Source organism: Microbacterium sp. ZW T2_14 (genome assembly GCF_044987405.1).
Lineage (GTDB): Bacteria > Actinomycetota > Actinomycetes > Actinomycetales > Microbacteriaceae > Microbacterium.
Map to the genome: position 1 here is coordinate 54,518 of NZ_JBJDRK010000019.1, position 11,713 is coordinate 66,230.

Annotated in this window: 10 protein-coding genes; 9 read left to right on the top strand and 1 reads right to left on the bottom strand. The window is 70.2% G+C overall.

What is annotated here, in order from left to right:
• The first annotated feature begins 127 nt into the window (after positions 1–127).
• A complete protein-coding gene (locus tag ACI3KY_RS08650; RefSeq protein WP_404929768.1) occupies positions 128–1,849 on the top strand; it encodes a WXG100 family type VII secretion target in 1,722 nt (573 codons plus the stop codon).
• A gap of 59 nt (positions 1,850–1,908) precedes the next feature.
• Here the strand turns inward: ACI3KY_RS08650 and ACI3KY_RS08655 are convergent, their stop codons facing one another.
• Complete coding sequence (locus ACI3KY_RS08655) at positions 1,909–2,847, bottom strand: LysR family transcriptional regulator (RefSeq protein ID WP_404929769.1); 939 nt, start codon at positions 2,845–2,847, stop codon at positions 1,909–1,911.
• Between the two features lie 202 nt (positions 2,848–3,049).
• Here ACI3KY_RS08655 and ACI3KY_RS08660 point away from each other — a divergent pair, with 202 nt between their 5' ends.
• The 8 genes from ACI3KY_RS08660 to ACI3KY_RS08695 all read left to right on the top strand — a co-directional run.
• Positions 3,050–4,057: a sugar phosphate isomerase/epimerase family protein gene (locus ACI3KY_RS08660; protein ID WP_404929770.1), complete on the top strand. Its 1,008-nt coding sequence runs from the start codon at positions 3,050–3,052 to the stop codon at positions 4,055–4,057.
• A gap of 194 nt (positions 4,058–4,251) precedes the next feature.
• A complete protein-coding gene (locus ACI3KY_RS08665) occupies positions 4,252–5,271 on the top strand; it encodes a VOC family protein (RefSeq protein ID WP_404929771.1) in 1,020 nt (339 codons plus the stop codon).
• A 69-nt stretch (positions 5,272–5,340) separates the two neighbouring features.
• Positions 5,341–6,333, top strand: coding sequence for a fumarylacetoacetate hydrolase family protein (locus ACI3KY_RS08670; protein ID WP_404929772.1), 993 nt, complete (start codon positions 5,341–5,343; stop codon positions 6,331–6,333).
• A 38-nt stretch (positions 6,334–6,371) separates the two neighbouring features.
• On the top strand, positions 6,372–7,505 hold the full coding sequence (locus ACI3KY_RS08675; protein ID WP_404929773.1) for an FAD-dependent oxidoreductase: 1,134 nt from the start codon (positions 6,372–6,374) through the stop codon (positions 7,503–7,505).
• Positions 7,502–8,509 carry an amidohydrolase family protein gene (locus tag ACI3KY_RS08680; RefSeq protein ID WP_404929774.1) on the top strand — a complete coding sequence of 336 codons (1,008 nt, stop codon included), beginning with the start codon at positions 7,502–7,504 and terminating at the stop codon, positions 8,507–8,509. The genes ACI3KY_RS08675 and ACI3KY_RS08680 overlap by 4 nt, the downstream gene beginning before the upstream one ends.
• A gap of 130 nt (positions 8,510–8,639) precedes the next feature.
• Positions 8,640–9,875: an MFS transporter gene (locus ACI3KY_RS08685; RefSeq protein ID WP_404929775.1), complete on the top strand. Its 1,236-nt coding sequence runs from the start codon at positions 8,640–8,642 to the stop codon at positions 9,873–9,875.
• Entirely contained in the window at positions 9,872–10,768 is an 897-nt protein-coding gene (locus ACI3KY_RS08690) for an MBL fold metallo-hydrolase (protein ID WP_404929776.1), read from the top strand. The genes ACI3KY_RS08685 and ACI3KY_RS08690 overlap by 4 nt, the downstream gene beginning before the upstream one ends.
• A gap of 29 nt (positions 10,769–10,797) precedes the next feature.
• A partial coding sequence (locus tag ACI3KY_RS08695) for a fumarylacetoacetate hydrolase family protein (RefSeq protein WP_404929777.1) occupies positions 10,798–11,713 on the top strand: 916 nt, incomplete at its 3' end.

Sequence of the window (11,713 nt, forward strand, 5' to 3'; positions counted from 1 at the left end):
GGGGCGGGTGCGGATGCCGCGCCGCCGCGTCGACGGCCGCACCGATGGGGAATTCGGCCCATGGGGGCGCGACGGGCCCGCTGCTACGCTCCCGAGTGCACGCTCACGTGCCGACCCGGGGGAGAGCATGGCGTACTACGGCGCTGACATCGGCGAGCTGCGCGAGTTCGCCCGGCAGCTCTCGGCCGGCTCCGACTCGCTCGAGAACGCGCGCCGAGCGCTGCAGTCCTCGGTGACGAGCGCCCCGTGGCGCGGGCCTGACGGCGAAGACCTGCGCGGCCGCTGGTCGAGCGAGCTCGCGCCGGCGCTGGCGGACGTCGCCGGCAGCCTGCGCACCGCGGCCCAGCGGATCCGCGCGAACGCCGACGACCAGGAGCGCACCAGCACCGATGGCGGAGGCTCGCATGGCGGCGGCTGGCACGGCGGAGGCGGTTCGCAGGGCGGTGGCTCCCACGGCGGCTCTCACGGCGGCGGGTCCCACGGCGGCGGGTCGGACGCCGGCGGCGACGATGCCCCGAGTGGCCCGAAGGTCACTGTCAAGGGCAGCAGCGACTCCGGCTCCGACAACGGTCTGCCCGGCAGCCCGGCGACGGAGGGCAGCGGCTCCAAGATCGGCGGCGGCGTCACCTACGATCCCGAGACGGGCGAGACGACCTACTCGGGCTCCGGCTCGCTTCAGGACTGGATGAAGACCACCGACGGCTCGAAGATCTCGTTCGGCGTCAAGGGCGGCGCCGAGTACACGACGGGGGAGAAGTCCGACGACGGCTTCACCACGTACACGTCGAAGTCCGACGTCTCCATCGGCGTCGAGGGCGGCATCTCGAAGAACGGCACCGGCGTCAGCGGGGGCTACAGCACCGGCCTGACCTCGGAGTACCAGGTGAAGGTTCCCGACAGCGCCGGCGATGTGGATCCCGGTTCGATCAACCCGTTCGACCCGCGCAGCATGCCGGTCGGCTCGTCGGTGACCATGAACGGCGGCGACTACACCAAGACCGACCTGAACGCGGCGTACCACCACATCGCGATCGAGTCGTCGGTCAAGGACGCCAGCGGTGTGAGCAGCGTCATCGAGCGCGTCGACGACAGCACGGTGCGCGTCACCGCGGGGCCCACCGAGGCGCTGACGAACAGCGCGGGCCTCGGCGTCGACTTCGACGCCGTCAAGGCCATGCTGAGCGGAACGACGACGATGGGCGGCCAGTCGCTGCGCACCGCCGACTTCGACCTGTCCACCTCCGAGGGGCAGGCGGCGTACGACCACTACCTCGTCACGGGCGAGCTGCCCAGCGACCCGTCGACGGGCGTCTCGGGCACCACCCGCATCGAGCGACTCGACTACGACTCCACGGCGAAGGCCGGCTTCGACACGCCCGTCGGCGGTGCCGAGGTGCAGCTGGGACAGAACACCGGCTCGAAGGTCATGACGACCTACCCCGACGGCACCTCCGAGCAGCTCACCACGGCGAACTACGGTGAGACCGGCGACTTCCGGATGCAGCAGACCTACGACTCCTCGGGAGCCGAAGACATGTCGGCCCGCACCTACACCTACGAGGTCACGGCCAACGACCTGACCGCGCAGTACCTCAACAGCGGCGACTGGTTCCCGCAGGGCGCAGTCCCGGGTCAGGTCTCGGCGGGCGACACCGTCGCCCTGACGTTCACCGAGGCGCAGATGGACCGCCTCGCGGAGTATGCGGCGTCGGCCGACCCGATGGGCGACGCGTACGGCCTCAGCGGCGAGAAGGTCAGCGCCTTCGAGCTGGCGGCGATCCTCGCGCGCACCTCGAGCGACGAGCAGCGGCTCATCGAGAACATCTCGCAGATCTACCAGTCGCGCTGAGGCGGGCGATGACGGATGCCGCGGCCGCCGGCACCCGTCTCCTCCACGTCCCTGTCGGCTCAGGGGAGCTGCGCTTGGGCTTCGACGATGCGCCCCGCTTCGACGAACAACGCCCGCATCCAGGCGTGCTCCGGGTCGCGGCCGTGAACGGGATGCCACCACAGCGCATTCGTCAGCGGCGTGGCTTCGAACGGCAGGCTGACGATGCGAAGGCCCCCGATCCGCTCCACGATCGGTGCAAGCGCCGCCTGCACGAGGCCGATGCGGCTGGTGCCGGCGACGAAAAGGGGCAGCGACATGAAGCTCTCGACCACGACCTCCACGCGAGGCTCGACACCCACCTGCTGCACCTGGCGCTCCGCCGATGTGAACGCCGAGCGGGACTGGTAATGCATCGCCCAGGGCAGCGTGGAGATGTCCTGCATCGTGAGCGCCTCGCCGACGGCGGTGTTCTCCTCCGCGACGATGCCGACCCAGCGGTCGTGCCACAGATCGGCGAAGGGCAGGTCGGTGAGGATGCCGTGAGGGATCACCATGGCGTCGGCCGAACGCAGGCGGTTGGCAGCGTCTTCGACGATGAGGGGGTTGTGCAGGGCGAAGCGGAACCGCACCCCGGGAGCACGTTCCGCCGCGAGCTCGGAGACGACGCGTCCGATCGTGGTGAAGCCGTAGTCGGACCCGTACACGAGGAACTCGCGCGAGGATTCGGAGGGTTCCCACGTCGCCTGGCTCTCGAACACACGGCGCGTGGCATCGAGTGCGGTGGTGGTGTGCTCCGCCAGGCGCAGCGCGAACGGCGTCAGCTCGTACGTGTTCCCGCGCCGGGCGAGGATCGGATCGTTGAAGTGAGCGCGCAGCCGCGCCAGCGACGCCGATAGTGCCGGCTGGCTCAGATGCAGTCGCTCCGCGGCGCGCGTGACGCTGCGCTCCGTAAGCAGCGCGTCAAGAGATACGAGCAGATTCAAGTCGAGCCGCGAGAGCAGCGCGTGGTCGGTCACGGCGATGTGATCCTTCGGTGTCGTTGTCCTGCGATTGTATCCAGCCAGTCGATGGCGCGCCCGGGCCGCATAGATTCCGCCGATGGACGGCGTCCGCGCGCGCGGCCGCGGAACGATGCGCCGCTCGATGTCGCCGCATACGCCGGTCGCTGAGGCAGAATCGCAGTGACAGCGGGACTGTGCTGAACAAGGGAGTTCGGAGATGACGCGACCTATCACCCTCTTCACCGGCCAATGGGCAGACCTGCCGTTCGAGGACGTTGCGCGGCTCGCCGGCGAGTGGGGCTACGACGGCCTCGAGATCGCCTGCTGGGGCGATCACCTCGACGTGTCGCGGTGGAACGACGCGGCGTACGTGCAGGGCAAGCTCGACGTGCTCGAGCGCAACGGGCTGAAGGTGTGGACGATCTCGAACCACCTCGCCGGGCAGGCTGTGTGCGACGATCCGATCGACCAGCGCCACCGCGACATCCTGAACGATCGCGTGTGGGGCGACGGTGACCCCGAGGGCGTGCGGCGGCGTGCGGCCGAGGAGCTCAAGATGACCGCGCGCCTCGCCGCCGCACTCGGGGTCACGACGGTGACGGGCTTCACCGGATCGTCGATCTGGAAGGCGGTCGCGATGTTCCCGCCCGCCTCGGACGAGTGGATCGCGGCCGGATACCAGGACTTCGCCGACCGGTGGAACCCGATCCTCGATGTCTTCGAGGAGGTGGGCGTCCGCTTCGCCCTCGAGGTGCATCCGAGCGAGATCGCCTACGACTACTGGACGACGAAGGCCACGCTCGACGCGATCGGCCATCGCAAGAGCTTCGGCCTCAACTTCGACCCGTCGCACTTCATCTGGCAGCAGCTGGACCCGGTGGCGTTCGTGCTCGACTTCGCCGAGCACATCCTGCACGTGCATGTGAAGGAGTCGATCACCAATCTCGATGGCCGCAACGGTGTGCTGGGCTCCCACCTTCCGTGGGCCAGTCCGCGCCGCGGTTGGACGTTCGTGTCGACCGCGCACGGTCAGGTGCCGTGGGAGCCGCTGTTCCGGGCGCTCAACGCCATCGGCTACGACGGCCCGACCTCGGTGGAGTGGGAGGACGCGGGCATGGATCGCCTGCAGGGCGCGCCGGAGGCGATCGCGTTCGTGCGCACGCTCAACGCGATCACGCCGCCTGTGGCCGCCTTCGACGCTGCGTTCTCGACCAGGGCCGAGTAACGCCGCCACCCATCTCGACCCTCGCGACCCGCGGGGTCGTTGTTCGGCGTGCCGCGGGTAAGGAGGCGCCATAAGCAGCGCTGATTCCCCACATAGCCAGAATCGGCTTCCTGGATAGACGCGGCCGCGCGAAAGTAGTGTGCGGGGCAGTTCCCAGATGGACACCGGCCCCTTCGGAAAGGAACCGATCGAAGATGATCAAGCTGCTGTCCCACCTGTCCTACGTGGCGATCACCTCGCCCGACGTCGAAGCCTCGGTCAGGTTCTACGAAGAACAGGTCGGCCTCACGGTCGTCGACCGGATCGATGGAGCCGTCTACCTCCGCTGCTGGGGCGACTACTACGCCTACTCGGTCGTCGTGCTGCCCGGCGACGAGCCGTCGCTGGCGACGATGGCCTGGCGCACCTCGAGCGCCGAGGCGCTCGACGAGGCCGCGAAGCGCGTCGAGGCCGCCGGCATCGAGGGCGAATGGCTCGACGATGTGCCCCACATCGGCCGCGCCTACCGGTTCACCGGCCCGTTCGGCCACTCGATGACGCTGCACTGGGACGTCACCCGCCACCAGGCTGCGGGCCAGACCGCTTCGATCTACCCGGATCGTCCCGAGAAGCGTTCGAAGGTCGCCGGCGCACCGCGTCAGCTGGACCACGTCACCGTCGCGACGAGCGATGTCGACGCGTTCGTGAAGTGGTACGTCGACGTGCTCGGGTTCCGGTTCATGGCCCGCACCGTGCTCGACGAGGCGCCGATCTCGGTGTTCTCGGTGCTCACCACCAACGAGAAGTCGCACGACCTGGGTGTCGTGCTCGACGGCTCGAGCCGGGCCGGCCGCGTCAACCACTACGCCTTCTGGGTCGACACGCGTGAGGAGCTGCTCATCGCGGCAGACGTGCTCATGGAGAACGGCATCCCGATCGAGTACGGCCCGTCCATCCACGGCATCGGCGAGCAGAACTTCCTGTACTACCGGGAGCCCTCGAACCTGCGCATCGAGCTGAACACCGGCGGCTACCGCAACTACGTGCCCGACTGGGAGGCCAACACCTGGAAGCCGTCGCAGGGCTCGAACAACTTCTACCGCAACAGCGCGATGCCCATGTCGATGACCGAGTCGTTCCCGCCGGCCGACGGTCCGTCCGCGACCGAAGAGGGTGTGCCCGACGAGATCAAGGACGCCCTGCTGAACCCCTACGCCAAGCACGGCCAGGGCTGAGACCCGACCGGGGCGGTGCAGCCGACTGCGCCGCCCCGGTCGCACCATCCGATCCACCAGGAAGCAGATATGACGACGACGTCGCACGGCCCGACCGCCCCCTTCGCCCTCGCCCGCTACCGGCAGGGCGATTCCGTGCGTCTGGGCCTAGTCGCCCATGACCGCATCCGGCCGCTCGCGCCCGAACAGCTGGGCGCGGCATCCCTCAATGATTTCCTCGCCGCCCCCGACTGGGACCGGCTCGCTGCTCTCGCGGAGGCAGCGTCATCGCCCGAGCCTGCCGAGGGATGGATGCCGCTGGCCGACGTCACGCTGACGGCTCCGGTCGAGCCGCGCCAGGTGCTGCAGACCGGCGCGAACTACCGGCAGCACGTCATCGAGCTGGTGGCGGCCGGGCTCACGAACAACTCGGACCGCACGCCGGACGAAGCGCGCGAATTCGCGGCGAAGATGATGGACGACCGCGCCGCGAACGGCGAGCCGTACTTCTTCATCGGACTGCCCGCATGCGTGGTCGGCGACGACGTGCCGCTCGCCCTGCCCGCCTACAGCGACGTGCACGACTGGGAGCTCGAGCTCGCGGTCGTGATCGGCCGCGAGGCGTTCCGCGTCTCGCGCGAAGACGCCCTCGACCACGTCGCCGGCTACACGATCGCCAACGACATCACGACCCGGGATCTGGTCTTCCGCAAGGACATGAAGGAGATCGGCACCGACTGGTACCGCGCCAAGAACGCGCCCGGCTTCCTGCCGACCGGCCCGTTCCTGGTGCCGGCGCGTTTCGTCGACGGCGCCGACCTGGCCGTGCGGCTCGAGCTGAACGGCGATGTCATGCAGGATGCCTCGACCAGCGACCTGCTGTTCGACATCCCCGCACTGGTCTCGGGCGCCTCGCAGACCATGCCGCTGCTGCCCGGCGACATCCTGCTCACCGGGAGCCCCGCGGGCAACGGCCAGCACTGGAAGCGGTTCCTGCGGGACGGCGACGTCATGACCGGCACCATCGAGGGCCTCGGCACCCAGGTGGTGCGCTGCATCGCGGATCCCGTCCCCCTCCTCTAGACCCACCCGAACACCCTCAAGAACAGAGAGGTTCTTTCATGACCGCAGTACGGAAGGTCGCCGTCGCCGGCGCCGGAGTGACCGGGCTCGCCGCCGCCATCCAGCTCGCCAAGGCCGGCGTGCACGTCGACCTCTTCGAGGCGAAGCCCGAGCTGAGCGCTCTGGGCTCGGGCATCTCGCTGCAGGGCAACGCCCTGCGCGTCTTCGATGCGCTCGGCGCGTGGGACGACATCCGTGCCGCCGGCTACCCCTTCGAGGGGCTGAACCTGCGGGCGCCCGGTCCCGACGCCCCGATCGTCGCCGAGCTGCCCGACGTCAAGACGGGCGGGCCGGACTATCCGGCGGCCATGGGGATGCCGCGCCCCGCGCTCGCGCAGATCCTCCTGGCTCACGCGCAGCGGGCCGGCGTGAACCTCCGCTTCGGGACAAAGGTCACGGCCATCGAGGAGCGTGAGAGCGGCGTCGAGGTGACCGTCGACGGCGAGAGTGCGGGCGAGTACGACGTGCTCATCGGCGCCGACGGGCTCCACTCCACGGTGCGCGATCTGATCGGCATCGACGAGAAGCCGCAGCCGACGGGCATGGGCATCTGGCGCACCTTCGTCTCGCGCCCGGCCGACGTCCAGCGCAGTGAGCTCTACTACGGCGGTCCGGTATACATCGCGGGCTACACGCCTACCGGAGACGACACGATGTACGCATTCCTCGTCGAGAAGGCGCAGGACCGCTTCGGGGTGTCCGACGAGGAGGCCACCCGCATCATGCTCGACGAGTCGCGGGCCTACGGCGGGCCGTGGAACGCCATCCGCGCCGACCTCGAGAAGGGCGCGCACGCCAACTACACGTGGTTCACGAAGCACGTCGTGACGGCTCCCTGGAACCGCGGACGGGTCGTCATCATCGGGGATGCCGCGCACTCGTGCCCGCCGACGATCGCCCAGGGCGCGGCTCAAGGGCTGGAGGACGCGTTCGTCCTCACCGAGCTGCTGGTCGGACGGGATGCCGTCGACCAGACGCTGTGGGACGAGTTCCACGCACGACGGCTGCCGCGTGCGACCGCCGTGGTCGAGGCATCCGTCCAGCTCGGCCAGTGGCAGATCGACGGCGACCGCGACGCGGATGCCGGTGGCCTGATCTTCGGCATCGCGCGCAAGATGGCGGAGCCGGCATGAGCGTCACCGACGTCCACGCGCACCTGCTGCTGCCGTCGGTGCAGGCCGAGGTCGAGCGGCGCGCGCCCGAGCTCGTCGCCGAAGCGGCAGACCTCGAGCGTCGTCGCAACGGCATCGAGAGCCTGAAGGCCTCCGGCGCCATGGTCGGCGCCCGGATCCCGAAGCTCACCGACGTGCACGCGCGGCTGGCCGCGATGGACGAGCAGGGCGTCGAGAGGCAGTGGGTCAGCGTGTCGCCGAACCACTTCTACCCGTGGGCGCCCGAAGGCCTGGCCGTGTGGGTCGCCATGGAGACCAATCGCCTCATCGCCGAGCACGTCGCGCAGGCGCCGGACCGGCTCACCGGCCTCGGCGTCGTGCCGCTGCAGCACCCGTCGCGCATCGTCGAGTACCTCGACGACGCGGTGCTCGGGCGCGGGCTCGCCGGCGTGGAGATCTCGTCGTTCGCCGGCGACGTCGAACTGTCGGACGAACGCCTCGAGCCGTTCTGGGCGCGGGCCGCCGAGCTCGGCTGCGTCGTGTTCCTCCACCCGTTCGGCTGCTCGCTCGACGAGCGGCTCGACCGGTTCTACCTCTCGAACACGGTGGGCCAGCCGACCGAGAACGCGGTCGCGCTGTCGCACCTCATCTTCGCCGGCGTCCTCGATCGCCACCCCGGCCTCAAGATCGTCGCCGCCCACGGCGGCGGATACCTGCCGTTCGCGATCGGCCGCTCCGACCGCGCCTGGCGCGTGCGCCCCGAGGCGCACGGCTGCGCACACGAGCCGTCGAGCTACCTGAAGAAGCTGTGGTTCGACACCGTCGTGCACGACCCGGTCGCGCTCCGGCACCTCGTCGAGGTCGCCGGCGGCGGGCGCGTGCTGCTGGGCAGCGACTTCCCGTTCGACATGGGCCTCGACGACCCGGTCTCGTTCGTGCGCGGCGCGGGCCTGCCCGCCGAGCTCACCCAGCGCATCCTCGCCGGCAATGCCGAGGCGCTCCTGGCGGCCAAGGTGCCGGCATGAGGATCGCAGGGCACGCGAGCGGGTCCCCGCGGCACCGGGACGCCAGCCCACACCTCTGAACCACCACGGATCGTCGCAGGCCCCGGGCCGCGGCATCCGTCTTCACCGTTGAAGGAAGCACACCGTACTCATGGCAGAGACCCTCACTTCAGACCACCCGGCCACGGCGGCAGCGCCCGGCGAGTTCCGGCGCGGATGGCCCACGCTCGTCTTCAGCACCATCGGCGCAGCGGTGGGGCTCAGCTCGCTGGGCTACATCCTCGGCACGATGGTCGTGCCGCTGCAGGCGGAGTTCGGATGGGGCCGAGGTGAGATCAACCTCGCCTCGCTCATGAGCTCGCTCGGCCTCGCCGCGGCCCTGCCGTTCGTCGGCCGGTTCCTCGACCGCTTCGGCGTCAAGCGCGTCGCGGTCATCTCGATCCCGCTCTTCGTGCTCATGCTGGTCCTGCTGGGCCTGTTCACCACGAGCCTGCCGACGTTCCTGCTGTTCTACGCGCTCGCGGGCATCCTGGGCGCGGGAACCTCGGCGGTGACCTACTCCAAGGCCGTCGTCGAGAAGTTCGACCGTCGCCGCGGCATCGCGCTCGGCATCGTCGCCGGCGGCCTGGGCGCGGCCGGGCTCTTCCTCCCGCCGCTCATGGGCGTCGTCATCGCCGACAGCGGGTGGCGCGCCGCGTACCTGACGATGGCGCTGCTCGGCGCGCTGCCGTTCGTGCTCGTGTTCTTCGCCCGCCTCAGCACGCCCGCCGCCGTGCAGGCGGTGGATCGCTCGACGCTCCCGGGCCTCACCGTCGCGGCCGCCCTGCGCAGCCGGGCGTTCTGGAGCCTCTGCGTCGTCTTCTTCCTGCTCGGCTGGGCGCTGCTGACGATGGTGCCCCACTTCGTCCCGCTGCTCATCGACTCCGGCGTCGATCCCGTGCAGGCCGCGTTCCTGTCCTCGCTGGTCGGGGTCGGCACCGTCATCGCGCGGCCGCTCATCGGCTGGCTCTTCGACCGGTTCTACGCCACGTACGTCGCCGTGCCGCTCTTCCTCGCCGCCGCGCTCGGCTGCCTCCTGCTGCTGTGGGCGGGCCCGAGCGCCGCGCCGCTGACCGCGCTGCTCATCGGCATCGGGTTCGGCGCCGAGATCGACCTCATGGGCTTCCTCAGCTCGCGGTACTTCGGCCCCCGCGCCTTCGGCACGCTGTACAGCATCGTCTACAGCGTGTTCATGATCGGCAGCGCCTTCGGTCCCGTCACGGCGGGCTTCGCATACGACGCCACCGGCAGCTACAGCGTGCCGCTCATCACGGCGGCGTCGATGATGGTGGTGGCCACGATCATCCTGCTGACGCTGCCGCGCTTCTCGAAGGAGAGTGCCGCATGACCGACGCACCGCAGCTGCAGCGGCTCGCCGACGGGGTGTGGGCGTACGTCCAGCCGGACGGCGGCTGGATGATCAACAACACGGGGCTCATCGACGACGAGAGTGGTGCCACGAGCATCGACGTCGCCTCGACCGCTGCCCGGACGCAGGCCTATCTCGCGGCGGCGGCGCAGGCGGCGGCGTCGCCGATCCGGCGGGTGGTGTTCACGCACTCCCACCCCGATCACTGCAACGGCGCGTCGCTTCTGCCGGATGCCGAGATCATCGCGCACCGTCGGGTCGCCGACGACCTGCGCGCCCCGCACCGGCTCGCCCCGCACATCTTCGAGCCGTTCGTGCAGGGCGACGTGAGCCCGCGCATTCCGACCGTCGTGTTCGACGACGCCCTGACGATCGCACCGGAAGGGCGGCGGATCGAGGTGCGGCATCCGGGCACCCCGGCGCACACCACCGGCGACTCGTACGTCTGGCTTCCCGAAGAGCGGGTGCTCTTCACCGGCGATCTGGTGTTCCACGGCGGCACGCCGTTCGCGCTCTCCGGGTCGCCGGCCGGCTGGCTGCGCGCCCTCGAGCAGATGGCGGCGCTCGAGCCCGAGACCGTCGTTCCCGGGCACGGACCGGTCGGGGGGCCGGAGCTGTTCGCTCCGGTGGCGGACTACCTGCGGTTCCTCATCGACGCCGCCGCGGACGCCCGCGCTCGCGGGCTGTCGCCGCTCGAGGCGGCACGCGGGCTGGATCTCGGCCGCTTCTCGGGGCTCGCAGAGCGGGAGCGGATCGTAGGAAACCTGCACCGCGCCATGGCCGAGGCGGAGGGCGGCCAGCCCGACATCCCGGCGGCCTGGCAGGACATGTACGAGTACAACGGCGCACGGCCGTTGGAGTGCCACGCCTGAGCGGCGGACGGCAGGAGAGGAGCGTTCGCATGAGAATCGCCCGCTGGAGTCATGAGAACACCGTCGGCGAGGGCTTCGTCATCGACGACCGCGTCGTCGCGTTCCCGGACGGATCCACCGTCGCCGACATCCTCGCCGGGGGACGGGATGCCGCGCACGCGGCGTTCGCGCGCGTCAACGGCGAGGCCGGAACCCCGCTCGACCGGGTGCGGCTGCTCGCGCCGCTGGCCCCGGCATCCGTCCGGGATTTCGTCGCCTTCGAGGAGCACGTCGAGGGTGTGAGCGCCGGAGTGGAAGGCAAGAGCCACGTCGCCGACGAGTGGTACGAGGCGCCGACGTTCTACTTCACGAACCCGCACACGATCCTGGGTCCCGACGACGTGCTGCAGCCTCCCGTCACCGAGCGCCTGGACTTCGAGCTCGAGGTCGCGGTGGTGATCGGCGGCACGCTGCACGTCGGCGAGTCCAACCTGACCGTCGAGGACGCGGCATCCGTCATCTTCGGCTACACGATCATGAACGACTGGTCGGCGCGCGACCTGCAGGGTCGCGAGATGAAGGTGCGCCTCGGTCCGGCGAAGGGCAAGGACTTCGGCACCGCGCTCGGCCCGTGGATCGTCACGGCGGACGAGCTCGAGCCCTACCTCGACGCCGACGGGTTCCTCGCGATCCGCGCCGAGGTGTACATCAACGGCGAGCTGACCGGCGAAGACCTGGTGTCGAACGCCGGCTGGCCGTTCCCCGAGTTCGTCGCCTACGCGTCGCGCAACTCGCGCGTCGTGCCCGGCGATGTGCTGGGCAGCGGCACTGTCGGCAACGGCGGATGCCTCGGCGAACTGTGGGGCCGCAATGGCGGGCTCGTGCCGCCTCCGCTGCGGGAGGGCGACGAGCCTCGACGACCATGCGCACCTCGTCGCCCTCCCGCAGCGGAGGCGCAGCGGAGGC

Coding starts and splice junctions, on each gene's coding strand:
- ACI3KY_RS08650 (WP_404929768.1), top strand. CDS start 128: ATGGCGTACTACGGCGCTGACATCGGCGAGCTGCGCGAGTTCGCCCGG.
- ACI3KY_RS08660 (WP_404929770.1), top strand. CDS start 3,050: ATGACGCGACCTATCACCCTCTTCACCGGCCAATGGGCAGACCTGCCG.
- ACI3KY_RS08665 (WP_404929771.1), top strand. CDS start 4,252: ATGATCAAGCTGCTGTCCCACCTGTCCTACGTGGCGATCACCTCGCCC.
- ACI3KY_RS08670 (WP_404929772.1), top strand. CDS start 5,341: ATGACGACGACGTCGCACGGCCCGACCGCCCCCTTCGCCCTCGCCCGC.
- ACI3KY_RS08675 (WP_404929773.1), top strand. CDS start 6,372: ATGACCGCAGTACGGAAGGTCGCCGTCGCCGGCGCCGGAGTGACCGGG.
- ACI3KY_RS08680 (WP_404929774.1), top strand. CDS start 7,502: ATGAGCGTCACCGACGTCCACGCGCACCTGCTGCTGCCGTCGGTGCAG.
- ACI3KY_RS08685 (WP_404929775.1), top strand. CDS start 8,640: ATGGCAGAGACCCTCACTTCAGACCACCCGGCCACGGCGGCAGCGCCC.
- ACI3KY_RS08690 (WP_404929776.1), top strand. CDS start 9,872: ATGACCGACGCACCGCAGCTGCAGCGGCTCGCCGACGGGGTGTGGGCG.